Source organism: Streptomyces aquilus (genome assembly GCF_003955715.1).
Lineage (GTDB): Bacteria > Actinomycetota > Actinomycetes > Streptomycetales > Streptomycetaceae > Streptomyces > Streptomyces aquilus.
This window is the reverse complement of record NZ_CP034463.1, coordinates 9,978,483-10,002,072: the sequence shown is the minus strand read 5'-3', so window position 1 is coordinate 10,002,072 and position 23,590 is coordinate 9,978,483. Positions and strand designations below refer to the sequence as shown.

The window sequence follows — 23,590 nt, the reverse complement described above, 5'->3', positions numbered from 1 at the left end:
TACCCAAGTGGAACGGGCGGACCGCTTCTGCTGTACGGTGGCCGACAGCAAAAGTGGGACGCCTGGCCCACTTACTTGAAAGGACTTCACCATGCCCAGCATCGCCATCGTCGGAGCCGGCCCCGGCATGGGCCTCGCCATCGCCCGCACCTTCGGCTCGCGCGGGTACGACGTCGCTCTCATCGCCCGCAACCGCGCCAAGCTCGACGATCTCGTCGGCCGGCTCACCGCCGAGGGCATCACCGCCGCCGCGTTCCCGGCCGACGTGCGCGACCACGACGCGCTGACCCAGGCCCTCAAGGACGCCGCCACCCGCTTCGGCGGCATCGACGTCCTGGAGCATTCCCCCGCTCCAAGCATCGCCTCCGTGAACCTCACCTACCCGTCCCAGACCAGCCCCTCCGATGTACAGGAATGGATCGACTTCCTGCTCTACAGCGCCATCACCGCCACCCAGGCCGTCCTGCCCGCGATGCGTGAGGCCGGCGCGGGCACCCTGCTCTTCACCAACGGCGCCGGCTCGGCCGACCCCATCCCGATGCTCGGCAACGTCAACCCCGCCCAGGCGGCGCTGCGCAACTGGGTACTCAACCTGCACAAGGAGCTGGCCGGCACCGGTATCCAGGCCGCGCACGTCGCCATCGGCGTGTGGATCGGCGCGGGCGGCCCTCCCGAAATCCCGACCGCCGAGGCCGAGGACATCGCCCCTCTCTACTGGGACCTGCACACCCAGCGCGACGAAGCCGAGCGTGTCTTCACCGTCTGACGCAGCCCAGCTCTCCCGCGTTGAATCCTGATCCGCTCAATCCTGATCCGCCGCGGCGATGCCCGCCGCGGCGCGGTCGAAGAAGAAGGTCTCCGCTCCGATGAACGTGTTCCTGTGGATCCTGCAGGGCGTCCTCGCCGCGCTGTTCGCGGCCGCCGGCGTCACCAAGTCCACCCAGCCCCGCGAAAAGCTCATATCCCAGCTGCCGTGGGTCAGTGACGTCTCGACACCCGTGGTGCGTCTGATCGGCGTCGCCGAACTCGCAGGCGGTCTCGGGCTGATCCTGCCGGGCGCCTTCGACATCGCCACCGTGCTCACCCCGCTGGCCGCCACCGGCCTGGCTGTGATCATGGTCCTGGCCATGGGACTCCACGCACGCCGCAAGGAGCCGCAGGCCATCGGGTTCAACGCGATCCTGCTCATCGTCGCCGCGGTCATCATGTGGGGCCGGTTCGGGCCCTACTCCTTCTGACCACCCGGTCTCCCGCCTCTTCACAACGGCCCGGCCCGCGACCACGCCGGCCGGGCCGCAAAGCGCTGTCGTACTCGGCCGCCGGACTGATCAGGAACGGCTGACCTTCGGGCACACCCGGGCCATCCAGCCGCTGATCCAGACCGTCGAACAGCGCATTGAACTCCCGTATGAATGGGCCCACTTCCCTCGGCCGCGCGAGGTCTCGCCGGGTGAAGTGCACCCGCCACCCTGTGATCGACATGGCGTATGACGGCCAGGCGCCGCTTGGCCTCGCGATCGAGCGGGGTTGTCTTCGACATGTGGATCTCCGCAGGCGTCGGGAGACCCAGGTGTCAACGATGGTCGTCAGTTCTAGACCGACACCGGGGCTGCTCAGGTCGCTGTTTCCCGACGGCCGCTTGGCGGGCGCGCTTCTGTGAGGTGCTACTGGGCGGTGAAGCTGCTGAGCGGTGTACGGGGGGTAGCCCTACCCACAAGTCGGTGGCTGGCGGCATCCCGGGCCCGGACCTTGATCGAAAATACTGGGCCCGTCCAGTCATGACCACCGCTTGAGGAGTCTTTCGTGTGCCAGCACGCGCATGCAGCAGACGGGTCACGTTCGTGCGGACGGGGCGGTCGCAGGTTGCGGCGCGCCGCCGTCGGGGCGTTGGCGGCAGCCGTGATCACCGCCGGACTCACCCTGCCCGCGTCAGCCGCGGGCACTGAGGACGCGTCGGCCAGGCGGTCCGAGCACGTGGCGACCCAGGCGGCCTTGGAATCGGTGGTCCACGACGGTCCGCCCGGCGGGATCGTGCTCGCCGAGCTGGGGCCCACTGCCTGGGCGGGACGTGCGGGCACCGCAAACCTGGCAACCGGCCGCACACCGCGGGCCGATGACCGCTTCCGGGTCGGCTCGATCACCAAGACGTTCGTGGCCACGGTGCTGCTCCAGCTGGAGGAGGAAGGCAAGCTGAGCCTGGACGACACGGTGGATCACTGGCTGCCGGGTCTGGTGGCGGGAAACGGCAACGACGGCAGCAAGATCAGGCTACGGCAGCTCCTGAACCACACCAGCGGCATCTACAGCTACACCGAGGACGACACCTTCAAGCAGAGGGAGTTCAGCACGGACTTCCTCCAGCACCGCTACGAGACCTGGACGCCTCGCCGTATCGTCCGGCTCGCCATGACCCACCAACCCACCTTTGCTCCCGGCCACGACTGGAGCTACTCCGACACCAACTATGTCATCGCCTCCATGGTGATCCAGAAGGCCACCGGCCACTCCTACGCCCACGAGATCGAGCAGCGCATTCTGCGTCCCCTGCACCTGGTTTCCACCAGTGTGCCGGGCACCCGTGTCCGTATCCCCGGGCCCAGCGGACGCGCCTACTCGAAGCTGACCGGGGAACTCGCCGGACCGGGGAAGCCCGGCGGCGCGGTCTACGACGTCACCGAGCTGAACCCCTCCTTCGCGGGCGCCGCCGGAGAAATGATCTCCAACGGCCGTGATCTCAATCGCTTCTACCGTGCCCTGTTCTCCGGCCGACTCCTGAAAGATCGTCAGCTCAAGGAGATGATGACGACCGTGCCGATCGAGAACCTGCCGAACTTCTCCTACGGTCTGGGACTGATGAAGATGACGTTGTCGTGCGGAACCGAGGTGTGGGGGCACAACGGCGGCATTCAGGGCTCCATCTCACAGACCATGGCGACGGCGGACGGCGACCACGTGCTGTCGCTGAACTTCAATGGCGACTGGAACGTCCACGAACAGCGGGTCGTCGACGCCGAGTTCTGTGGCGCATGAGCGGCGAGAACGCCCCTTTCGACCGAGCGCGACACACCCCGTTGTGAGGCCTTCTTGCGGTGACCGCAGACCGTTGGCCTGCGGCGCCGCAGACACATCGCGACGACTGCCGGACCCGGCTCGGGGCTGCTTACCTGTGGTCCTGCACGTCGGGTGAGACTGCCGCAGTTGCGGTGAGAACGCCGATGCAGGTGCTGGGGCAGTGTGCGGGAAGGTGATCACGGCCGCACCTCGGGGAGGGAGCGTTCATCGGTGCTCAAGGCCATGCGCTCAGGCTGGAGGCGGGCGCCGGGCCCACCCGGCCAACCGCGATGCCGCGTGACTCAACGGCTTCGTCCCCGCCGATGCGCTGGGCTGCGGCCGCCTCGGCGGCCATGCCTGCAGCGCCAGGTCCCCGGGATCTCCCAGCGGACGCCCACCCTCACGCATCCCTGATCGGCTGGGCCACCGACAACCACGACGAGATCCGCGCACACCGGGCCCGCGCTGCGGCACCAGCAGCCCGGTCCTGACCGCAGGATCAGCGATCGGCCGTCGGCGCCGGCTCACCACTACAACAGCTGAGCGGGTCCGAAGCCCGCGACGATGATCCGGATCAAGGACGGGAACTTACGCGTTCGCGTCGCGGAGCGTGCGCAGGATGCGCTCGAGGTGGCGGCGGTCCTCGACTGAGAGTGGTCCGGCGACGTGGTTGCGCAGGTGGGAGACGTGGGCGGTCAGTGCGCGGTCGAGCGCCTGACCACCCTTGTCGGTCAGTACGGCGAGTGCGGCTCTTCGGTCGGCAGGATCGGGGTCGCGGCGGATGAGTCCTTCCTTTTCCATGCGGTCGGCGAGCCGGGTGAAGCCGCCCGAACTGAAGGACACGGCCTCTGCCAGATCCGTCATGCGGAGCTGGTGGCCGGGGGTGCGGCCCAGTCGCAGCAGCACTTCGAACCAGGTGTGCGGTATATCGAGATCGCGGTTCACCAGGGCCTTGATACGGCTGTAGGCCTCCACGAAGAGACCGAAGAGTGTCACGTCGTCGTCGTTCAGCAGTTGCTCGTTCACTCCTCAAGGATGACAGAAGGACCTGAGAGGCAGAATCTGCCGTTGCAATATCTGTCACAGCAGATATATTGTCTGCGTCGGCAGATACTTCGTCGTGTCCACCCCACAGATGTGGAGTCCGCCCCATGGGAAAGCGCGTCCTGGCCGCCTTCGGCGTCGTAGCTCCCATGGACGGTGTCCTCGTGTCCGGCCTGTCTGCGGCGCTCACTTCGGCGGAGCGGCCACTTCCTCCATCGCCGAGCGAACCGGCTCAAGCGAGGAGGCCCAGTTGCGGGCGCTGTACCGGCAGACCATGGCCGAAGGCGGCCGGCTCGTTGTCCTTACCGGTGGTGACAGGTCCGCCTCGGCCCGGTTCACGCCGTACACCTCGCCGCGAGGCGATTTCCCCGACCGCTCACCTTCACCCGAGGAAGCACGCATGAGCACTCTCTCCTTCAAAGTCCTCGACCTCGACTTCCCGGCCGGCAGCAGGAACAAGACCGCCACCCTCGTCACCGGTGAGAACGAGGCGCTGCTGGTGGACGCCGCCTTCACCCGCGCCGACGGCCATCGCCTCGCCGCCGAGATCCTCGACTCCGGCAAGACGCTCACCACCGTGTTCGTCTCCCACGGCGACCCCGACTTCTACTTCGGCGCCGAAGTCCTCGCCGACGCCTTCCCCGAGGCGAGGTTCGTCGCCACGCCGATCGTCATCGAGCACATCCAGCACTCCTACGAGGGCAAGCTCAAGGCCTGGGCCGCCCTCGGCCCCAACCTCCCCACCCGTCTGGTCGACCTGGAGCCGCTGACCGGCGACCTCACCCTCGAAGGCCACCGCTTCGAGCTCAAGGGCGGCCCGGCCGGCCTGCCCGACCGCCACTACCTCTGGCAGGCCGAGCACCGCGCCCTGCTCGGCGGCGTCCTGCTCTTCCAGCAGGAGCACGTCTGGGTCGCCGACACCCCCACCCCCGGCGACCGCGCCGCCTGGATCGACCTGCTCGACGACATGGCCGCCCTCGACCCGCAGTTGGTCGTCCCCGGCCACCGCCTGCCCGGCACCGCGGCCGACGCCTCCGCCATCACCGCCACCCGCGAGTACCTGCTCGCCTTCGAGGAGGAGCTCGGCAAAGCGGCCGACGGCGCCGCCCTGACGGAGGCGCTGGTCAAGCGTTACCCGGACAACGGCATGCTGATCGCCGCCCAGATCGGCGCGAAGGTCGCCACGGGCGAGATGAAGTGGGGCTGACCATGAGCGAGTTCGCCTCGTCAACGGCTCCCGCCGACGTCGTGCGCCGCCAGTACCTGGCCTCGGCCGCCGGCGACCTGGAGGCCCTGCGCGCCACCCTCGCCCCCGACGTGGAGTGGACGGAGATGGCCGGCTTCCCGCTGGCCGGGACCTATCGCACGCCCGAGGGCGTCACCTCGAACGTCATGGAGCAGCTCGGCAAGGAGTGGGACGGCTGGACCGCCCACGACGACACCTACGTCGTCGACGGCGAGAACGTCGTCGTCCTCGCCCGCTACACCGCGATCAACAAGGCCACTGGCAAGCCGATCGACGTCCGTGTCGCGCACCACTTTGTCGTACGGGGCGGACTCATCGTCCGCTTCGAACAGTTCGTCGACACGGCGCTCGTCCGCGAGGCCATGAACGACTGAGTCGTACCACACCCACCGTGAGGCAGGAGACAGACATGTCCGCTGCGGACAACAAGGCACTCGTGACCGCCTTCTATGAGCAGGCATTCAACGACTACCAGCCCGAGGCGGCTGCCACCGCACACCTCGGCGAGAGCTATACGCAGCACAACCCCGAGGCGCAGGACGGCCCGCAGGCCTTCGTCGGCTATGTGCACTGGCTGCGCGGGCAGTTCCCCGACCTGCGCCTGGACATCAAGCGCGTGATCGCCGAAGGGGACTTGGTGGTCACCCACAGCAACCTGCACCTCAAGCCCGGTGACCGTGGCATGGCCGTCGCGGACTTCTGGCGCGTCGCCGACGGGAAGATCGTCGAGCACTGGGACGTGATCCAGGAGGTGCCCGAGAAGAGCGCCAACGACAACACCATGTTCTGACCCCACAGCAGCAGCACGGCACCCGTGCCGTACCCGGGCACCGTGCTGCTCCGCTGCCGTGGTCCAGCCGCACCACACAGACAACCGAACAGAACAGACAGAAAGGCTCACCCCCACCATGACCAGCCTTCCCAGCCGACGCCGCCTGCTTGCCACCGGAGCGGGCGCCGCTCTCGGTCTCGGTGTCGCCGCTGCCTCCGTCACCCCCGCTCAGGCCGCCACCGGCCAGGCCTCTGCGGGGCGCGTGACAACGGGCGGCGCCGAGGAGAAGCGGACTCTTGACGAGCTCTACCAGGCAGCCCTCGCGGAGGGCGGCAAGCTCGTGCTCTACGCCGGCGGCGATGTCTCCAGCCAGGCGGACGGAATCCGCAACGGCTTCAAGAGCCGCTTCCCGGACATCGACCTGACGGTGGTCGTCGACTACAGCAAGTACCACGACGTCCGCGTCGACAACCAGTTCGCCACCGACACCCTGATACCCGACGTCGTCCAGCTCCAGACCGTGCAGGACTTCGTGCGCTGGAAGGAGCAGGGCCGCCTGCTCGCCTACAAGCCGGCCGGTTTCTCCAAGCTCTACGCTCCCTTCAGGGACCCGCACGGCGCGTGGGTCGCCGTCCAGGTCAGTGCCTTCAGCTACATGTACGGTCCCGCCGCGGTCGGCTCCGACATCCCCAGCGGTCCGCTCGACCTGGCCGACGCCCGCTGGAAGGGGAAGATCGCTTCCTCCTACCCGCACGACGACGACGCGGTCCTCTACCTCTACACCCTCTACGTGCAGAAGTACGGCTGGGACTGGCTGGCCCGGCTGGCCACCCAGGACCTTCAGTTCGCCCGCGGCAGCTACACCCCGAGCGCGGCCGTCACCAGCGGCCAGAAGGCCATCGGCATCGGCGGCTCCGGCGCGCCGCTGTCCACCGGGCCGGTCAAGTGGGTGCTGCCCGAGGAGGCGCCGTTCATGTCCTGGGGGCAGCGGGCCGCGATCCTCAAGCAGGCCAAGAACCCCACCGCCGCCAAGCTGTACCTGAACTGGCGGCTCTCCGTCGAGCAGCAGAAGGCCGCCACCAACGGCTGGTCGGTCCGCACCGATGTCACCCCGCCGACCGGGCTGAAGCCCGTCTGGGAGTACCCCAACGGCAACCTCGACGGCTTCCCTCGCTTCATGGCCGACCGCGCGGCGATCGAGCGCTGGAAGCAGACCTTCGCCCTGTACTTCGGTGAGGTGAAGGGTGACCCCTCACCGGGCTGGCTCGGCCTGCACCCCGGAGCCTGACCGCCGACCGGTGCCCGTCCGCCGCCGAGACAACTGTGCCGCCGCCCGGAACCGAGGGCACCCCGCCGGTGGGCATCGCCGGGCGGTGGCTGGTGGTGGCACACTCCGTCCCGTCGGCCCCAGGCAACTGGGTCGACAAGTCCGGCGAGCCGCTGATGGCCCTCCCGCTCACCGGCGGCGACCCGATCACCCTGCTCCGGCACGCCGACACTTCCCTCGTCACCGCACCGGACGGCAGCCTGCTGACCGTCGGTGGCACCGACGTCGGCCGCTGGGCGGTCCGCAGAGTCACCGACACGGGGCCAGCACCCCGACGCTGCCGGAGTTGACCGCCTCACCGCCGGTGGCCGCGAAGATCGACCGGCTGTCGTTGCCGAACGGCACCCCTGGCCACCGACGAGGCCGACAGCAGCTCCATGGGGCCTACCAGACCCGCCGAATCGCCTCCGACGGAACTCCGAGCGCGCCGACCTGGCAGACCTGGAACAACCGAGGAGCGGGCCTCTACACCACCGGCGACGGGAAAACGGTGACCTTCACCGCCGCCCCCGGCCCCCATGGCACCATCGTCCAGTCCCCCGACAACGAGTCGGGTTCTTCGTGCCCTCGGCCGCCGGCACGGTCCTCGACATCGCCGGCCGCTACGCGATCGTCAACGGTTCCTCCCCCGCCAAGCAGTACGTCGGCGACCGCGGCGTCCACTCCGATCCGCAGCCCATCGTCATCCGCTCCGTCACGGCCGCGTCCGTCCGGGGCACCAAGTCGTGGACGCCGGGCTCGGGCAACGGCTTCGTCACCGCCGAGGACCTCCACATTCGACCTCCTCCGACGCCGCATCCTCCTCACACCCTGAGCAATTAGCGTCACTGCATGACCGCTTTCACCCCTGATGCCGAGGCCGACCTCGACTTCCGCCTCATGGCGAACGGCTTCGTCACACTCATGCGCCGCCGGAGCCTGCTGGAGGAGTCCGTCTCCTGGCTGGATGAACACGGCTACCAGGTCACGACCCTGGATGCGGCGGCCTGGTCCTCGCAAGAAGACCTACTCAGGGATGTCGGCGCGGCGCTGGACTTTCCCGACTACTACGGCCGTAGTCTCGACGCCTTCAACGACTGCTTCGGCGATGTCGTCTCTTACGCCGCCTACGGGATCGCCCTCGACCTCGCCTCGCCTCGCCCTACGCCGATCACCCTGACTACCCGCGACGCTCATAAGACGGAGATCGTTTGCGGGACAGCCCTTAAAGGGTGTTGCACAAGGCTGTCTTTGGGCAGGTCAGGGCCCGTGATCGCAGTCTTCTGGTCATGATGCGAGGGCGAGGTTGTGCATGTGGGCGATGGCCTGGACCGCGTGGTGGAGGCCGTCGCCGTGTTGGCGGCAGTCGCGGAGGATCTTGTAGTTCTTCATTCGGCCGATCACATGCTCCACCCGGGCACGCACCGTGCGGTGGGCGGCGTTGTCGTCCTCCTCGCCCGGCAGCAGGGGCCGGTGCGGGCGTTTGCGGTGTGGCACGACCATCCCGCAGTTGAGGTAGGCACCGTCGCCGAGCACAGTCACGCCCTGGCAGTGGGCGGCCAAGCCGGAGCTTCGCCAGGCGTGTGCGTCCGCGGTGGTGCCCGGCACCGGGCGGGCGGCGGCGATCACGAGGCGGGTGTCGGCATCGACGATGACCTGCACGTTTGCCGAGAACCGGTAGTTGCGTGATGAGGAACCGACGTTGCGGTCGCGGACCGGGACCAGGGTGCCGTCCACGATCCACAACCGGTCCGCCGCATCCCCCGTGCGGGAGAAGGGCTCCACCGCCAGCAGTGGTCCCAGCCGCTGGATGACCCGGCACACGGTGGAGGAAGAAACGCCGAACAGCGGACCCAGCTGCCGCATCGTCAGGTTCGTCCGGTAGTACACGGCAACGATCAGCACCCGCTCGGCCAGCGGCAACGACCACGGCCGGCCTCGGAGAGTGCCGTTGCCGCCCCGCTCCCGCACCACCTTCAACAGACCCAGAAACGGCGTCATCCGCAGCCCCGTGAACGTCTCCACCCACACCCGCTCAGCACGTAAGACCCCAGCCATACACGGGAGATGCCCAGTTCAGAGCCTTGTGCAACACCCTTTAGCTTCAAGAAGCGCGCTGCAGACCGGACTGCGGGTGCTTTTCAGCGTTGCCGCCCCAGGGTGAGGACGGACGTCAGGGCGATCATGTCGCATAGGGCAGCCGTCGCCCCGACGTATCGCTGATCAGTACCGCTGTCTGCTGGCTCGCCGACGAACCGCAACCGGGCCTGATGCTGGTGGAGTTCGCCGACGTCTACGACCGCGCTCACCAACTCGTCGGCAAAACTGCCTACTTCGGCGGAGACCTGCAGCCGACCTCGCCCTACCCCTGCCCCACCAGCATCCAGTGCACGATCGAAGAGATCGCCGACGACGTCGCCACAGTGAGCACCTGGTGGCTGGAGGGCGGCCCCAACGACACACGCTTCGTCTTCGACGTCTGGCTCGACATCCTCACACCCATCACCGATTCCTGACCTGCCGGCATCGCTCCGAGTTCCATCCCACGGTGGTCCACCAGCACTTACATGCCCCTCCGGACCGTGCGATCGTCACCCCGGCATTCGATGACTCAGCTGGAGACAGGCATGAACAAGGTCGGCCTGTACGTCAAGTTCCGCACTCAGCGCGGGTAGCGCGACGCCCTGGTCAAGATCCTCCTGCCCCTCCTGACGTACGGACGGCAGGAGGGGTGGCAGGACTCTCCCGAGGGGTGGCCTCAGTCGCCGACCTACAGCCGTTGGGCAACGTCCAAAGACATCGCTGCGCTCTATGGCCCGAACTCCCACGGCTGAACAACCCGCATCACGGCCGGTGAACGGGTCAACTCGGCTGCGGCGGCCGCCATCGTGCCACGGCACCGCCGGCCTCGCCCAAACCCGGCAACTCGTTCCCCCGAGCTGACGACGCGTTCCCCTTTACGGAATGCCGGGCGGCATGCCGCAGCAGGCAACGGTCTGGGTCTGGTCGGCGTTGGTGAACGGCGCGACAGTGAGCACCGCCACCAGAGCCACGAATACACCAAGTACGGCTTTACGCATCACAACTCCAGGTCGAGACGGACGCCGGCCAGCACTTCGGCCAGCAAATGACCCCGTTACGGATGACCGGGCGGCTGGGGGCCGCAGCAGGCAACGGTGTCGGTCTGATAGGCACTGGCAAGCGGCACTACCGCGAGCACCGCCACCAGCGCCACGAACAAGCCGAGCACGGCTTTACGCACTCTCTCCTCCTGATGGGGAAGCGGGAGCTGGGTCAGTGATCCACCCCGCCACCGCCACCGCAGCAGGCGACGGTTTCGGTCTGATCGGCGCCAGCCAGAGGTGCCACGGCGAGCACCGCTGTCAGGACCACGAACACAGCCAGCACGGCTTTACGCACTGTCGCCTCCAAGTAGATGTCGAACCCGGTACCGCTGAACGCGGCTCCCCCTCACACTCCGACAGCAGCAGCCTAGGTTGCACGCCAACCGTGTCCCTTCCATGCAGCACCCCGGCGTCCCCGGATCACACCCCACATGTGATCAAGCCCGCCGTCGTCACCACCCGCTCACGCGGGCTGGGATAAGAACATCGCTGCGGCCCGCCAACCACACCCCCGCGAGGGGCACCAGTACGTACCGCGCCAGCACCCGCGAGGACGTCGACAGGAAGCCGTTGGGGCTGGGGTCCTTCAGCACCAACACCCGACAGCGGGCCAACAAACTCCACCCCGAACGACGCGGCGCCCGGACCGACTTGGGAAGGCGCTGGCAGACGGCTGAGGCGGCGGGGAACGCGCGTACCGGGTTCACTCGCTGGCAGACGGTGCAGAGCAGTACACGACACCATTTTCAATCACTCGCCCCCGGACCTTCGCTGTACCGTCTCCGCAGACGATTACGGGGAGGGGTCGAGATGGCCGGACGTTGGTACACAGCGCTGGGCGTGAACCTGCTGCTTGGAGTCCCGGCAGTGGTGCCGATCTGGCTGCTCTGGTTCCTGGCGGCGAACTGGGCAGGGCCTCGGGAACCCACGGAGAACGACGGCATGGCCCTGTGGCTGGTGATCATCGTCCCCGTCGTCGCTCTTTACCTGCTGCTCTGGTCTGCCGCTAACCGGCCTCTGGCACGCCGGACTTCGCTCGACGCTCGCGGCTACTGGGCGCTCAGCATCCTGGGTACTCTCCTGCCCACCGCCGCACTCATCTTCATCTCACCCTGATCGGATCGCCACGAACCGAAGGTCCATACGTGGCCGACCTCAGACCTGATGGCTATGTAGCCGATCGAGAGTCCCTCATCAATCCTGTGGTCCCCCGATAGCAGTCGAGTTCGAGCCGACGCGGCGGACAATGCGGAAGGTCGGCCGCGGTCGTTCAGAACAGGTACCGATATGATCACCTGTCCATGGATGCGAGCGCAGGAAAGATGATCGCCATCCCGCCGGGACAGGTAACGCTGTCGGACCGGCGGACACAGCGCAGTTGGTCGGTCGAGCTCGCGCCCTACGAACTCGCGGCCTTTCCAGTCACCCAGGCACTGTACGCACAGGTCACCGGCCTGCGGCCAAGCTCCGCCCAGGGGGCCCAATTGCCCGTTGACAGCGTTTCCTGGTGGGACTCGGTCCGATTCTGCAATGCCCTGTCCCAACACGACGGGTTCGCACCCGCCTACCGCCTCCACACCGACGGCGAAGGCATCGAGTGGGACACGTCCGCCGACGGGTACCGGCTGCCGACCGAAGCCGAATGGGAGCACGCCTGCCGTGCCGGTACGACCGGACCGCACTACGGACCTCTCGACGAGATCGCTTGGTACCGCGGCAACTCCGACGAGCAGATCCACGACGTGGGTCGCAAAAGGCCCAACCCGTGGGGCCTGTACGACATGCTCGGCAACGTCTGGGACTGGTGCTGGGACATCTACGACGCCGAGGTCTACGGCGCCTACAGGGTGCTACGCGGCGGAGGCTGGTTCGACGAGCACTGGAGCTGCCGGACCTCCGCGCGGCGCCGCAGTCACCCAACCTTCCAGGTTGACGACGTGGGGTTCCGCATCGCACGTTCCCTCGTGTGCTGATCCGGTGTTGTGTGCATGACCGCTTCCCGCCAGCCGATGCGGTGCAGCAGTAGGTCCAACCCAGCCAGGGTGTACTCGACACCGAACCGGCAGCGCACAACCTCGTAATCCTCGTCAGCGTCCAGCACTGGTCATGCCATCCAGAGGCAGCCGGACCGGTATCCAACACCGTCTCCAGCGCACGAAGTTGTTGCGGGGTGAGGCGGCAGGGGGCGCCGCCGGAGTCGACAGCGGCCGCGGCGTCGACGACGAGGAAGCCGGGCTCACTCTGGTTCACCTCGTTGATGGGGGCCATTCAAGGCACTACGCTCGGGCCTTCGGGAGGCTCCTGGCAATCCAGCCACTTCACGGCCCCCGCGTACACCCCTGGCTGGGACGCGCGGTTCACCTCGATGTCGCCGCTGCCTACCCGGCGCGACTTCGTCGGATCAGTGGACGGCCGCACCAGTTCTCCCTTGGTGGCCTTGTCGGGCATCGTCAGCGTGAACTGACGAAGCCCTGTTCGAAGACGCTGTACTCCAACACGCTGTAACCCAGCGGCCCGGGTGATTCTCGGCCGACGAGGACCACACACTGTTCGCACCAGCGCCGGATGCTGCCCCGTCGTGCGCCGTCGCCGGGATGCGGCGACGGCGCCAACGAGGGAAGATGGAGAGGCGGTCGCCGTCGGGGGTGCCGGACCGCCGGGGGAATTCGTACTACCGACGCCCCCTTCATCCGGTCCGCATCGCATCGGCCACGCCTGGGTGCCCGAGCTGGGGCGCCCCGTGCGGCCTCAAGGACGTGGGGCGAACCAGCCCGTCCAGGAAAGCGAAGCCCGTGGTCCGCGACGCACGGGAGATGAGACGGCATGCCACTCGAGTTCTTCACGGAGGCCGCTGACGACAGCGGCACCGCCGCCGGACAACTGTCCCTGGCGGTCGACGAGACGAACACCCCCTGGCTCGCGTACGCGACGAACAACGGCTCCGTGGTCGTGGCCAGACGGGAAAAAGAAGGATGGATCAAGCAGATTCTGCCGCAATATTCGGCGGTACGGGACGCCTATCGCATCGGGCTGGCGATTTCGTCCTACCCGGACCTGAATCCGCACGTCGCATACCTGAACCCGGGCACCGATCACCTCATCTACGGGGTACGCGGCACTGAGTGGGCTCTCGAAGAGGTTCCCACCAAGGGAGGCATAATCATCGGCCCGGCCCGATTCGTCTCGCTGCGCCTGAACCCCGGGCTCGTCGATCCCTCCCTCAAGAACACCCCGAACCTCTCCTACCAGTCCGGTCTCTCCCTCTGGCACGCCGCGAAGGCAGCCTCGCCCACGGGAGGGCCTCCGCGGTGGAAGAAGAACGTGCACGAGGTCGATGCGGGCAACCTCATCGAGAAAGGCTGGTACTCCACGTTGGCGTTCGACCGCCACGGGCTCTTGCACATGGCCTCCTTCGACGACCTGTCACCCGCCGGACAGACAGCCAGCCGACTACGGGTCGTACGGCTCGCGGGAAACGCCGTGGTGGGCCAGCCGGAGGCCTGGATGGTGGAGCTCTTGGACGGCGATCAGATCCTCGGTTCCCGGCCCTCCATGACCTATGCGGACTCCGGAGAGGGGCTTGTCACCTACTACGAGCGACACGAGCGTGCGATCCGCCTCTGCATCTTCGGGACCGACGACCAACCGCCATCGACTCAAATCCTGGGCGATGGCGTGGAGAGCGATGAAGAGGCGTACTCGGCCTGCTGCATAGGCACGCACCCACCGATCCGTGTGGCGTACGGCGCAGGAGGCCAGCTAAAACTCGCCGAGCAGCAGTTCGGCGACACCTTCGACGTGAGCGACGTTGAAGCCGGCGGGGCCTGGAGCGACCTCGTGCTCGACCGCGAGGGGACCGTACACGTGGCGCACATGAACGGCAGCGAGGTCAGGTACGGCGCGGCGGCGCCGTGAGGCCTTGGCCCCCCAGACGGAAGCGGGTGAGGATCGATGGGAGCGCCGATCTATCTCATCGTGCGCAGCGCGGACTTCGTCGTCCTGACCGTGGAGTGGAGCGGGTTCGAGCTCAGGACGAGCGCAGCTTTCCCAGCGCCACGGCTGGCCGCCACCGGAGCCGATCCGTCCGTGACGCTCACCTTCCCTCCTCAGGCGGTCCTGGAGCAGACGACGACTTCCGACTTCCACACGGCAGGTCTCGTGTACAGCGACTCACGGCTGTCGAAGCCCAGCCGGCTCGTCTTCCGGGTCAAGTCGGGGACCCTGATCGAGTTGAGCGCGCAGGGCATCCTCGACGCGCTCGAGCGTGACGGGCAGGCGCAAGTCGAGGGGAAGCCGTCCGGACTCGAGCTGCCCTGGGGCATCGATGCGTACCCCGTGGCCCGCCACCATGGCGCCCTCGTCAGGTCGGACCACCCGACGCACCCCGTGCTCTCGATGCGGTCGGGTGCCGTGGGGTTGTGGGCGGCGTCCCTTCGTACGTCCGATGGGACCCGGTGGGACGCCGACGCGCTCCTGTCGTACCGGCCCACAGCGTCGCGGGAGGCCGTGGGCATCCCGGAAGGCGCCCTGTTCCAGTCGCCACCACTGGCGAACTGGCGGTCCAACATCGTGACGTGGAGCAACGCCAGCGAGTCCGCGCGCCCCGACGTCACCAGGCTGGAACTCACCGCTCTGGGTGGAGCCCTTTCGGCGAAGGGGAAGTGGGCCTCTTCCTCCTGGACCCACGATATGGCGCTCGGCCGTGACAACGTGGCGAACGGCACGGCGAAAGGGAAGCTCTGGCCGTTCGGTATTCCGTGTGTGTACCAGGACTTCACTCGCAGGTCGTTCTTGCGCGTGTACGGCGGGGACGCGGTCCGCTGCGTCGCGGCCCTCCGCAAGCGCAAGGTCCTCGTGATCCCGCACCCGCTGGTCATTGGGCTCCGCACTCCGACCTTCCCGTTCGACGAGGCGGAGGTTCTGGAGCAGGTCGTCGATCTCTCCGGCTCGCCTACCCCGGACTCCCCTGTCAACTTCCTGCCAGGGGGTGCCCTCTCGCCACTGAAGTTCCCCGTGTGCTGCCGCTCCGGCGGGACCACAGTGCGGTTCGACATCCCACTGGTCTTCGTCGGCGATACGGAACAGGGCCCCTCGCAGGCGGTACTGGACACCTGGCGGCCGCACGCCAAGGTGACGATCCCTGGCATCGACATCGACCTGATCGGAGCGGACGGGAAACCCGGTGACGTCCAGGAAGTCCATTCCCTGACGTTTTCCGGTACGACGTCGGGGCCCGAGTACCAACCGGACCTCGCGGCGTTCGGGGTCGTCCTGGCCTCGCTGCGCACGTTGCTTCCCGGTGTCGGGGGGCACGACCATCCGCGGCCCATGGCTTACGCCGACGAGATGCGCACCGGTTCCACGGGGGCTCACCTCCCCTCGGTGCCCCTGGTCTTCGACGCGTCGTCCAAGGTCCCGGTCAGTTTCACGGCCAACGCCGATCGCTCGGGCGGACTGGTGGCGCCCAAGTTCCTAGCCGACGGGATCTCACGCGAGCTGGGCCCCGTGACCACGAGCACCATCAGGGAGCGAGCCGACCTTGCGGCGGCGATCGACAGTGCCTTCAGCGGGGCTACCCTGTTCGGTCTCCCCCTGAACGCACTCATCGAGACGGCGGGCAGTCCCAAACCGACGCCACCACAGATCGTGCAACGCCGGGTGGGCTTGGAGATCCACACCCAGATGGTGTGGAAGGGGCTCCGGTTGAAGGCGTACAAGACCTTCCAACCAAGGCCCACCGGGCCGCCCCCGCTCCTCGACCTGGTCGTCGGCACCCGGCCACCTGCCAACGAGCCGCTGCCGGGAGCGGCGACCCCGCCTCCTCCGACCTGTGCCCTCAAGAACTTCTCGCTCGTGCTGCCTCCCCCGTCGTCCGCACACCCAACGGACCCGCTGCTGACGCTCTCGTTCGCCTCGGTCGAGTTCAACCAACGCCCGGGCCAGCCGGCGAACCTCGCCCTGGTCGATCCGGAGATCACCTTCCACGGTGCGCTGAAGCTGCTCCAGACCCTGCAGAACAAGCTGAAGGCGATCCTCGGTGACAAGGTGCAGAGCAAGGTCTCCACCACCGGGATCACCATCGGCTACGAGGTCGCGCTGCCCAAGGCCGCGGCCGGCATGTTCGTTCTGCAGAACATCGCCGCGAAGCTGGCGGTGACGGTTCCGTACACGGAGAAGCCGGTGAGCGTGGTGCTCGGGTTCGCGAGCCGTGAGCATCCCTTCGCCCTCTCCATCACGGGCTTCAGCGGCGGCGGATACGTCTGCGTGGAGATCGCCGGTGACGCGGAGCCGAAGGTGGAGATCTGCATGGAATTCGGTGCCATGCTCTCCGTCGACTTCGTGGTCGCGAGGGCGGAGGTCCACGCCCTCGGCGGAGTGCGCTTTCTCCGTAAGGACACCGGGGCTCTGGAGCTGGAGGCGTTCATACGCATCGGCGGAAGCGTGGAGCTGCTCGGTCTGGTGACAGTTTCGATCGAACTGCGTGTCTCCCTGATCTTCGAGGACAACCCGCCGAGGTTGCTCGGACGCGCGACCCTCGTCATCGAACTCGACCTCACGCTGTACTCGGGGTCCGTGACGGTCGACAGCGGGAAGTTCGAGCTCCTGGGCGGCGATTCCTCCGTGCGTGCGCTCGAGACCCCCGCGGAGGCCAGGGTGCGCGAGGCGACGGCGTTCGCGGCCTGGGAGGAGTACCGAAAGGCGTTCGCATCATGAGCGACTTGCTGTGGATACCCGTACCGGGCGGTTTCGTGAACGGCAAACCGCTGCTGCGCGTCCTCGTCGTGCCGAGGCTCGACGGTGGTTCGCTGGCGCAGCACGGCATGGCGGCCTGGCCGCCGGCGGCCCTCACGACCGGTACAGTGCGTGTCGAGCTGTTCCATCGCGACGCCGGACCGTCCGCTGCCCCGGACGCGGTGCGCAGCCTCACCCCTGTCGTGCCGTTCCAGCAGGGCGTCTGGAAGCGACTGGTCGCCGGACTCGCCGTCGAGGACACCTCCGTGCGGCAGGACGGCGTGGACACCGCCCAGTTGGTCGTGTCGGCTACCTCCGAGGAAGCGGCAGCGGTGGCCCAGGCGTTCCACACCGCGGCGAAGGCCAAGGTGACCCCGGAGCAGGGACCGCAGTCGGGGGACTTCGTACGGTGCGTACGCAAGGTTCTTAGCAGCACCTACTGGCTGAATCCCCCCGCGCAGCCGCCCGCCCCACCGAAAGAGAGGCAGCAGGCGCAGCCCCCGGCCGGGAAACCGGGATTCCACCGTGCGCTGTCCCTGCTGCGGGAGCACCCGGCCGTGCTGCGGGCACTGGGGCTAGTCTTCGAACTGACACTCACTCCGGGCGACGTCACCCACTACGCCGGAGGCTCGGTACGCGTGGCGTGGCCCGGCAAGCCTGCCCCGCTCCCGGTGATCGCGTCACCCCGCACGATATTCGGCACGGACTTCCGCCCCGGCGCGACGCCACGGATCAGCGGCGGCATGGTGCAGCTGGACCGGACCGACGACGCGGACCGGCCGCTCTGGCAGGTCGTGACCGTCGACGTGGACGTCGCGGTCCAGCGGATGCGCGAGGCCGCTCGCGCCGAGGACGCCCACCCGTCCGAGACCCCGACACTGCCGTACCTGCGCTCCAGCGGCCTTCAGCTCGTCCTGCGGGGCCGTGGCGAGGAGATGCGCGAACGTCTGGAGCGGGCGGCCGCCCGGAACGGAGCCCTGCCGGACGTCCTCACCGCGGACGACCTGGTGCTCGGCTACCGGATCGACGTCTGCCCGACGCTCGGCGGCACCGACTGGTTCTCACTCCACCGGCGCCGGGCCACCTACACGATCCGGCAGCCGCTCGCCGACGGCCCGCCGGTCGGCAGTCCCCTCGTGATCGGGGTGGCGGACGGACCGGAGGAGGGCCACACCAAGACCAATGCCGCGATCAGCGACTGGACCGGACTGCACGCGGACGAGATCGTGGCCAGCTGGCGCGGCGGGAGCCTCGCGGTTCCTCGACCGCCCATCGACGGGTCACCGCCGGCCACACCACCCCTCGACCCGGGCCTCGACCTCGGGACGTCGTTCCGGGTCGAGCCGGGCTCGCTGCCGCCGCTGCGCTTCGGACGCCAGTACACCTTGCGGGCGCGCGTGGCCGACGTAGCGGGCGGCGGACTCGCACTCGGCGACGCGGCAGCCGACCAGCACAGTACGGAGCCGGAGGTGTACGCCCGCCACGAACCGCTGCCGGCACCCATCGTCGCGTATCCCGTGGCGACCAGCCCCCTCGGCGTTCCGCCCGGCGAGGCCGCCGAGCGGGTGGTGATCCGCAGCGACCCCATGACCGGACTGGACGTCGCGGCGTACTCCGCGAAGAACGGCTACGCCATCAACGACAAGCGGCTGCTCCGGCTGCCCGACGGCACGCCGGACCTCGCCGAACGGCACGGCATGTTCGACCTCGCCGGCGATCCGGCGGTGGCGACCCACGTGACCTGGCAATGGGTCCGACGGGCACTCCTCGCGCCGGCGCCGGAGGCCGCCCCGGACGAGGCCTCCGAGGCGGCCGAACAGCCCCGCCTCCCGGATCCGGCCGCCGGTGGGATCGTCGTGGCGCGTGGCGACACGAACCCCCCGGTCATCTTGAGACGGGCCTGGGCGGACTTGGAGGCGTGGCCCGACCTGCCGCCGAAGACCCTCCACCTGACCACCCCAGAGGCCGGGAGTCCCCTGCTGACATGGGAGGCGGAACGGCTGGTCGCCCGCCTGGAGCCGGGACGGCAGCTCACCCTGGACATGTCGACCTTCCCGCGTGAGGGCATCACCGACGCCTTCGCCCTCCAGCTGGCCGATCCGCCGGAGTACTCCTCGAAGGCCTTCGGTCAAGGTCGTCATCCCCTGGCCACCCCGGCACGGCGCGTCACCCTCGTACACGCCGTGCAGCATCCGCTGCGCGTGCCCGAGACGGCCCTGACCGTGACGCGGGCCGCGGGCTGCACCTTCGCCGAGCTCAAGCCGCAGTCCGACGTCTTCGATCCGAAGAGCACCGCGGAGCTGCACGTCACCGCCAGGTGGGAGGACCAGATGGACGGCCGGCGCCAGGAGGCCACCGACGTCCCTGTCCAGACGCTCACGATCGATCCGGACGGCCCGGCGCGGCCCGCGACGCTCTTCCGCCACGAGTTCGGCGACACACGCCACCGCACCGTGACGTACACGCTCAAGGCGATCAGCCGTTTCCGGGAGTACTTCCGCAATCCCGAGCTGGTCGACGAGTTCACCGTGGCCAAGGAGCTGGTCCCGGTGTCCGTGCCCAGCTCCGCGCGTCCGGACCCGCCGGTGGTGGTTTCCGCCCGGCCCGCCTTCCTCTGGCGGCAGTCGGGAGACCTCGACGCCCCGTCCCACACCCTCACGCGCGAACGCTTGGCGGGCCGCATCCGAGTGGCCCTGCGACCGCCGTGGAACAGCTCCGGTGCCGGCGAACTGCTCGCGGTGGTGACGCGTCCTGAGGGTGCGAACCTGGACGACAAGCTCTCGGCCTACGTCTCGGAGGCCGGCAGTGACCCGCTCTACCCCACTCCTGGCCTGCCCGCCGGCTCACCGTTCCCGCCGCAGGTCTCCAGCGCGACGGGACCGGACGCGCGCCTGCGGCTTCCGGAGGCGGCCGCCGACGTCATCGTCAAACCGCACCAGCCGGAGTACCACGAGGACGACGGGCTCTGGTCGTGCGACGTGGCCCTGACCGGGACGGAGGGGACACCGCTCCACAACGTGCTGGTGAGCCTCGCCGTAGCCCGCTACCAGCCGGACAGCCTGGCCGGTCTGTCCCTGTCACCGGTCGTCAGAACGGACACCGTGCCCCTGCTGCCCGACCGGACCGTCCGCGTGACACGCCTCGCCGACCGGTTCAGCGTCAAGCTCACCGGATCGGTGTCACAGGCCGCCGCGGTGAACAAGGTCGACATGATTCTGGAACGCTGCAACGCGCCGATCGGCGTGACCCCGGCCCAGGTGGACCTCATCGGATTCGACGCCACCGCCACCGGAGTCCCCGCGTGGCACCTCGTTGCTCTGAAGAGTCCGACTCCCAAGAAGATCGGCCTGACCCGTGTACGGGAATGGACTCGCGAATTCGTCCCCCCGCCGGGCCCAGGAGCGCTCCGCGTACGCATCCGCGAGGTCGAGCTCATCCCCAACGGCCCGTCACAGCAGAACACCGTACTGAAGTCAGGCACTCCGGACGAGATCAAGGAGCGCATCGTTTTCACCGACACCGTCATGCTTCCCGAAATCTGAGCGGAGCCCAACCCGGCTTCCTAGGACGACAGGAAGCTCATTCGCCGCATGGAGTTCTTCACCACCTTCCTTAGGGGTGGTTACTGAAGGAGGAGATGCAGCCATGGCGCTACAGCTCGTATCAGCACGTTTCAGGGGGGATCCGATCCTGGAGAGGATCCGCGCGGCGGACACGACCGCATACCTCAAGTCCGGCCAGTCAGGCGAGCACATCAAGGCCGTCCAGTTCGCGCTCATCGACCTGGGCAATCCGGACTACGCGATCCCGAGCGGGGCCACCGGATTCTTCGGCGCGGAGACCGCCAATGCCGTCAAGAATTTCAAGCAGGACGAGGGTCTCGTACCGTCCGACCCCGTCGTCGGCGTCGGGACCATCACCAGGCTGGACGGGAAGTGGGCCCTGCCAAACGCGGACCGGGACGAGTGGCTCTCCTGGACCACGCGGCTGATCCCCGAGTTCAACTTCACCCGCAAGAACGAGATGACCCGCCTGTCGCTGGGTCAGACGTTCACGTTCAACCCGGTCTGCGGGGCGATCCCCACGAAGTTCAAGGACGCGATCACTGGCGCCCTGGCAGAGTTGCTGGACTACGAGGGATCACCGGACGGGAAATACAGCCCGTCGGCCAGCTGGGGCGCCTCGCCACTCGACTTCTACCACTTCCACGTTGACGTCGACTTGACGCCCACCGGCTACCACCCGAGCTGGGCCGGGTCCGGCAGCACGAAGGACAAAGCCGGCAAGTTCTTCGATCATGCTGAACAACTGAAAGCAAAGGCCAATCTGGTGGCACCGCAGGGATCGCCCGCCTGGACCGTCAAATACCGGAACCTGCTGCTCGCTCCCACGTCGGGCAGTTCCCCGGGCATGGTCGACCAGTACATAGACCTGATTAAGACGGCGCTCGCCAACAGCGTGGCCATCAACCAGCCCCTCCGCCTGATCTGGCACAGTTTCGAGGCACCGATATGGCGCCCTGTCAGCATGTACAGCACGGATTTGCGGCGCCACTGGCTAAGCAGTCTGTTGCAGACCCCGAGCACCCCGCTGACGCACCCGGCGTTCGTCCCGACATCCGACGGCTACAAGCAGCACTACTTCGAGCTCTTCGAGCCGCACTTCCTCGTGGATCAGAACCGCGTCATCACCCTCTTCGGGCCCACCATGATCGAGACTGCGGCCCTGGCCAACCTCAACATGCAACGCATCTGGGACGCCTGGCCCCCGGACCCCGTGTTGCTGAAGTCCGGAGCCGAACGAGCCTGATCACTCCATCTCGGATCGCTCGTTCAACCGGCCCCGCCCTCAGGCTCTGCGCGGGTCTGTACGGTCTTCGGTGTAACTTCCGATCATGGAAGTAGCACCTGATGAGCGACGTGATTGTCTCTGCTGAGGCGGTTGAAGAGGTCCGGCCAGCTGAGTCGCCGACGGACGTGCTGGACGAGCAGTTGATCGGGCAGTTGGTCGATCGGGCCCGCGCGAGCGCGCTGCAGCTGACTGGTGAGGGCGGATTGCTACAGCAGCTGACCAAGGGGGTATTGGAGTCCGCCCTGGAAGGCGAGATCACCGACCATCTCGGCTATGAGAAGCATGACCCGGCCGGTGCCGGCAGCGGCAACAGCCGTAACGGTGTGCGGTCCAAGACCGTGCTGACTGACGTCGGCCCAGTGCAGATAGAGGTGCCCCGGGACCGGGAGGGCAGCTTCGAGCCGCAGATCGTCAAGAAACGCCAGCGGCGGCTGACCGGTTCCCGCCCCGGCGCCCGGTTGTTCACGGCGCCGCCGAGGCGCTTCGCCGCTGGCCCGGAGACGTGGACGCCTCGGCGGGGATGTACGGGGTGCCTGGATCCCGGTATGCCGCGGGAACAGGATGCCGCCCAGTGCTTGCCGGTCCGGGGACCCGAGGCCGGCCCGCTACCAACTTCGGACCCGGTTCGGGCAGCAACGGCTCAATCAACGACCACAGTTCATCCGAGACGATCCACGGCCCCGGCTGGTGCTTCCCCACAACCGAACCAACGAACCACCGCACCGACAGCCACATAATCAACTGACTTCTGTTCGGACCTCTACGACCCGTGCTGCTCCTTGCTCGTCAGCGACACTGGGATCACAAGCCCCCAAGGCCCGTCCGGAGTGCAGTCCACCTGTCCTCTGAGGGACCTGCCTGCGTTGGATGACTTGCCCGACGACCTGCGACGTCTTTCGCGTTCACCGCGCACCTGATCGAGGCTGGCATCAACGCCTTGGCCTCGCCGACGTCGAACTCGCCACCGCGGAATGGGGCGACTGGTTCAACAACCAGCGCCTCTCGGGGGCGGCGGCGGGTTTCGTGGCCACGCCCCGCACCGAACCGGCACCGCCGGGAACGGGCCGGGAACGTCACTCCCAGCGCTGTGCGTTGCTGTCGTCGAGGTTTCCGGGCGGATGCTGGATGACACAGAACAGGAGGCCCGCCGGGTCTCGCATGACCCACCAGGAGTGGACGGGGCGTACGCGGGTCGCCCCCAGCCGTTCCAGCCGTCTCACCTCGGCCTCCACGTCGTCGGTGTGGATGTCCAGGTGGACCCGGGGGCCGCTCTCCTCCGAGTCCAGGCGCTGGAAGTACAGCCACATGCGGGGGCTGCGGAGCAACGCGCTCAGGTACTCCGGCGAGTCGGGGACCACCGCGATGGGTGCGCCGGCGGCGGCTCCCCAGAAGGCCGCGACGCTGTCGTGGTCGGCCGCGGGCACGTCGATGACCACCTTGCAGATCCTGCTGTAGTGCGCCAT

22 protein-coding genes and 4 pseudogenes are annotated in these 23,590 nt (G+C 67.9%); 19 read left to right on the top strand and 7 right to left on the bottom strand.

Annotation, left to right across the window (positions count from 1 at the left end):
- The first annotated feature begins 91 nt into the window (after nucleotides 1–91).
- From EJC51_RS45680 to EJC51_RS45670, 3 genes are all read left to right on the top strand, one after another.
- The gene (locus EJC51_RS45680; RefSeq protein ID WP_126276505.1) at nucleotides 92–766 is read left to right on the top strand and encodes an SDR family NAD(P)-dependent oxidoreductase; all 675 of its coding nucleotides are present in this window, start codon (nucleotides 92–94) and stop codon (nucleotides 764–766) included.
- A gap of 58 nt (nucleotides 767–824) precedes the next feature.
- Nucleotides 825–1,238, top strand: a complete 414-nt coding sequence (locus tag EJC51_RS45675) for a DoxX family protein (RefSeq protein WP_244363261.1) — start codon at nucleotides 825–827, stop codon at nucleotides 1,236–1,238.
- A 649-nt stretch (nucleotides 1,239–1,887) separates the two neighbouring features.
- Complete coding sequence (locus EJC51_RS45670; protein WP_126276504.1) at nucleotides 1,888–3,030, top strand: serine hydrolase domain-containing protein; 1,143 nt, start codon at nucleotides 1,888–1,890, stop codon at nucleotides 3,028–3,030.
- A 609-nt stretch (nucleotides 3,031–3,639) separates the two neighbouring features.
- Here EJC51_RS45670 and EJC51_RS45660 read toward each other — a convergent pair.
- On the bottom strand, nucleotides 3,640–4,077 hold the full coding sequence (locus EJC51_RS45660) for a MarR family winged helix-turn-helix transcriptional regulator (RefSeq protein WP_126276503.1): 438 nt from the start codon (nucleotides 4,075–4,077) through the stop codon (nucleotides 3,640–3,642).
- Nucleotides 4,078–4,495: 418 nt separating this feature from the next.
- Between EJC51_RS45660 and EJC51_RS45655 the strand changes: the two genes are divergently transcribed.
- The 7 genes from EJC51_RS45655 to EJC51_RS45625 all read left to right on the top strand — a co-directional run bounded on the left by EJC51_RS45655 (nucleotide 4,496) and on the right by EJC51_RS45625 (nucleotide 8,712).
- A complete protein-coding gene (locus EJC51_RS45655) occupies nucleotides 4,496–5,302 on the top strand; it encodes an MBL fold metallo-hydrolase (RefSeq protein WP_126276502.1) in 807 nt (268 codons plus the stop codon).
- 2 nt (nucleotides 5,303–5,304) lie between these two features.
- A complete protein-coding gene (locus EJC51_RS45650; protein ID WP_126276501.1) occupies nucleotides 5,305–5,715 on the top strand; it encodes a nuclear transport factor 2 family protein in 411 nt (136 codons plus the stop codon).
- Nucleotides 5,716–5,750: 35 nt separating this feature from the next.
- Nucleotides 5,751–6,131 (top strand): nuclear transport factor 2 family protein, encoded by a 381-nt coding sequence (locus tag EJC51_RS45645; RefSeq protein WP_126276500.1) that lies wholly within the window; start codon nucleotides 5,751–5,753, stop codon nucleotides 6,129–6,131.
- A gap of 118 nt (nucleotides 6,132–6,249) precedes the next feature.
- The gene (locus tag EJC51_RS45640; protein WP_126276499.1) at nucleotides 6,250–7,401 is read left to right on the top strand and encodes an ABC transporter substrate-binding protein; all 1,152 of its coding nucleotides are present in this window, start codon (nucleotides 6,250–6,252) and stop codon (nucleotides 7,399–7,401) included.
- A 35-nt stretch (nucleotides 7,402–7,436) separates the two neighbouring features.
- The gene (locus EJC51_RS45635; RefSeq protein WP_126276498.1) at nucleotides 7,437–7,730 is read left to right on the top strand and encodes a hypothetical protein; all 294 of its coding nucleotides are present in this window, start codon (nucleotides 7,437–7,439) and stop codon (nucleotides 7,728–7,730) included.
- 271 nt (nucleotides 7,731–8,001) lie between these two features.
- Nucleotides 8,002–8,262, top strand: a complete 261-nt coding sequence (locus EJC51_RS45630; RefSeq protein WP_126276497.1) for a hypothetical protein — start codon at nucleotides 8,002–8,004, stop codon at nucleotides 8,260–8,262.
- A gap of 9 nt (nucleotides 8,263–8,271) precedes the next feature.
- Entirely contained in the window at nucleotides 8,272–8,712 is a 441-nt protein-coding gene (locus tag EJC51_RS45625) for a barstar family protein (RefSeq protein ID WP_126276496.1), read from the top strand.
- Here the strand turns inward: EJC51_RS45625 and EJC51_RS45620 are convergent.
- Nucleotides 8,707–9,477: a transposase family protein gene (locus EJC51_RS45620; protein WP_126276495.1), complete on the bottom strand. Its 771-nt coding sequence runs from the start codon at nucleotides 9,475–9,477 to the stop codon at nucleotides 8,707–8,709. The two genes, EJC51_RS45625 and EJC51_RS45620, sit on opposite strands and share 6 nt — an antisense overlap.
- Before the next feature lie 212 nt (nucleotides 9,478–9,689).
- Here EJC51_RS45620 and EJC51_RS45615 point away from each other — a divergent pair, with 212 nt between their 5' ends.
- Both EJC51_RS45615 and EJC51_RS49025 read left to right on the top strand, forming a co-directional pair.
- Entirely contained in the window at nucleotides 9,690–9,935 is a 246-nt protein-coding gene (locus EJC51_RS45615) for a hypothetical protein (protein WP_126276494.1), read from the top strand.
- 180 nt (nucleotides 9,936–10,115) lie between these two features.
- Nucleotides 10,116–10,253 (top strand): annotated as a pseudogene (locus EJC51_RS49025) (DUF899 domain-containing protein); the annotation flags it as partial.
- Between the two features lie 123 nt (nucleotides 10,254–10,376).
- On the opposite strand, the gene EJC51_RS49320 reads toward EJC51_RS49025, so the two are convergent.
- Nucleotides 10,377–10,499 carry a hypothetical protein gene (locus EJC51_RS49320; protein ID WP_279631414.1) on the bottom strand — a complete coding sequence of 41 codons (123 nt, stop codon included), beginning with the start codon at nucleotides 10,497–10,499 and terminating at the stop codon, nucleotides 10,377–10,379.
- 56 nt (nucleotides 10,500–10,555) lie between these two features.
- Nucleotides 10,556–10,681, bottom strand: coding sequence for a hypothetical protein (locus EJC51_RS49315; RefSeq protein WP_279631413.1), 126 nt, complete (start codon nucleotides 10,679–10,681; stop codon nucleotides 10,556–10,558).
- A 703-nt stretch (nucleotides 10,682–11,384) separates the two neighbouring features.
- Here EJC51_RS49315 and EJC51_RS45605 point away from each other — a divergent pair.
- Together EJC51_RS45605 and EJC51_RS45600 are read left to right on the top strand one after the other, a co-directional pair.
- Nucleotides 11,385–11,660 carry a hypothetical protein gene (locus EJC51_RS45605; protein WP_425276830.1) on the top strand — a complete coding sequence of 92 codons (276 nt, stop codon included), beginning with the start codon at nucleotides 11,385–11,387 and terminating at the stop codon, nucleotides 11,658–11,660.
- A 185-nt stretch (nucleotides 11,661–11,845) separates the two neighbouring features.
- Nucleotides 11,846–12,517 carry a formylglycine-generating enzyme family protein gene (locus tag EJC51_RS45600; protein WP_425276829.1) on the top strand — a complete coding sequence of 224 codons (672 nt, stop codon included), beginning with the start codon at nucleotides 11,846–11,848 and terminating at the stop codon, nucleotides 12,515–12,517.
- 29 nt (nucleotides 12,518–12,546) lie between these two features.
- Here EJC51_RS45600 and EJC51_RS49675 read toward each other — a convergent pair.
- A pseudogene (locus EJC51_RS49675) lies at nucleotides 12,547–12,737 on the bottom strand (helix-turn-helix domain-containing protein); the annotation flags it as partial.
- 630 nt (nucleotides 12,738–13,367) lie between these two features.
- Here EJC51_RS49675 and EJC51_RS45590 point away from each other — a divergent pair.
- From EJC51_RS45590 to EJC51_RS45570, 5 genes and pseudogenes are all read left to right on the top strand, one after another.
- On the top strand, nucleotides 13,368–14,459 hold the full coding sequence (locus tag EJC51_RS45590) for a hypothetical protein (protein WP_126276492.1): 1,092 nt from the start codon (nucleotides 13,368–13,370) through the stop codon (nucleotides 14,457–14,459).
- Between the two features lie 36 nt (nucleotides 14,460–14,495).
- Nucleotides 14,496–17,258 (top strand): hypothetical protein, encoded by a 2,763-nt coding sequence (locus tag EJC51_RS45585; RefSeq protein ID WP_126276491.1) that lies wholly within the window; start codon nucleotides 14,496–14,498, stop codon nucleotides 17,256–17,258.
- Nucleotides 17,255–20,818, top strand: coding sequence for a hypothetical protein (locus EJC51_RS45580; RefSeq protein WP_126276490.1), 3,564 nt, complete (start codon nucleotides 17,255–17,257; stop codon nucleotides 20,816–20,818). The genes EJC51_RS45585 and EJC51_RS45580 overlap by 4 nt, the downstream gene beginning before the upstream one ends.
- Before the next feature lie 103 nt (nucleotides 20,819–20,921).
- Nucleotides 20,922–22,085, top strand: a complete 1,164-nt coding sequence (locus EJC51_RS45575; RefSeq protein WP_126276489.1) for a peptidoglycan-binding domain-containing protein — start codon at nucleotides 20,922–20,924, stop codon at nucleotides 22,083–22,085.
- A 101-nt stretch (nucleotides 22,086–22,186) separates the two neighbouring features.
- Nucleotides 22,187–22,567: pseudogene (locus EJC51_RS45570) on the top strand (transposase); the annotation flags it as partial.
- A gap of 93 nt (nucleotides 22,568–22,660) precedes the next feature.
- On the opposite strand, the pseudogene EJC51_RS49020 reads toward EJC51_RS45570, so the two are convergent.
- A pseudogene (locus tag EJC51_RS49020) lies at nucleotides 22,661–22,799 on the bottom strand (transposase); the annotation flags it as partial.
- Nucleotides 22,800–23,200: 401 nt separating this feature from the next.
- The gene (locus tag EJC51_RS45565; RefSeq protein WP_126276488.1) at nucleotides 23,201–23,590 is read right to left on the bottom strand and encodes a VOC family protein; all 390 of its coding nucleotides are present in this window, start codon (nucleotides 23,588–23,590) and stop codon (nucleotides 23,201–23,203) included.

What these genes read in the sequence shown, in the direction of transcription:
- EJC51_RS45680 (WP_126276505.1), top strand. Translation starts at nt 92, where the DNA reads ATGCCCAGCATCGCCATCGTCGGAGCCGGCCCCGGCATGGGCCTCGCC.
- EJC51_RS45590 (WP_126276492.1), top strand. Translation starts at nt 13,368, where the DNA reads ATGCCACTCGAGTTCTTCACGGAGGCCGCTGACGACAGCGGCACCGCC.
- EJC51_RS49320 (WP_279631414.1), bottom strand. Translation starts at nt 10,499, where the DNA reads ATGCGTAAAGCCGTACTTGGTGTATTCGTGGCTCTGGTGGCGGTGCTC.
- EJC51_RS45675 (WP_244363261.1), top strand. Translation starts at nt 825, where the DNA reads ATGCCCGCCGCGGCGCGGTCGAAGAAGAAGGTCTCCGCTCCGATGAAC.
- EJC51_RS45640 (WP_126276499.1), top strand. Translation starts at nt 6,250, where the DNA reads ATGACCAGCCTTCCCAGCCGACGCCGCCTGCTTGCCACCGGAGCGGGC.
- EJC51_RS45575 (WP_126276489.1), top strand. Translation starts at nt 20,922, where the DNA reads ATGGCGCTACAGCTCGTATCAGCACGTTTCAGGGGGGATCCGATCCTG.
- EJC51_RS45645 (WP_126276500.1), top strand. Translation starts at nt 5,751, where the DNA reads ATGTCCGCTGCGGACAACAAGGCACTCGTGACCGCCTTCTATGAGCAG.
- EJC51_RS45625 (WP_126276496.1), top strand. Translation starts at nt 8,272, where the DNA reads ATGACCGCTTTCACCCCTGATGCCGAGGCCGACCTCGACTTCCGCCTC.
- EJC51_RS45600 (WP_425276829.1), top strand. Translation starts at nt 11,846, where the DNA reads ATGGATGCGAGCGCAGGAAAGATGATCGCCATCCCGCCGGGACAGGTA.
- EJC51_RS45655 (WP_126276502.1), top strand. Translation starts at nt 4,496, where the DNA reads ATGAGCACTCTCTCCTTCAAAGTCCTCGACCTCGACTTCCCGGCCGGC.
- EJC51_RS45580 (WP_126276490.1), top strand. Translation starts at nt 17,255, where the DNA reads ATGAGCGACTTGCTGTGGATACCCGTACCGGGCGGTTTCGTGAACGGC.
- EJC51_RS45620 (WP_126276495.1), bottom strand. Translation starts at nt 9,477, where the DNA reads ATGGCTGGGGTCTTACGTGCTGAGCGGGTGTGGGTGGAGACGTTCACG.
- EJC51_RS45650 (WP_126276501.1), top strand. Translation starts at nt 5,305, where the DNA reads ATGAGCGAGTTCGCCTCGTCAACGGCTCCCGCCGACGTCGTGCGCCGC.
- EJC51_RS45585 (WP_126276491.1), top strand. Translation starts at nt 14,496, where the DNA reads ATGGGAGCGCCGATCTATCTCATCGTGCGCAGCGCGGACTTCGTCGTC.
- EJC51_RS45565 (WP_126276488.1), bottom strand. Translation starts at nt 23,590, where the DNA reads ATGGCGCACTACAGCAGGATCTGCAAGGTGGTCATCGACGTGCCCGCG.
- EJC51_RS45615 (WP_126276494.1), top strand. Translation starts at nt 9,690, where the DNA reads ATGCTGGTGGAGTTCGCCGACGTCTACGACCGCGCTCACCAACTCGTC.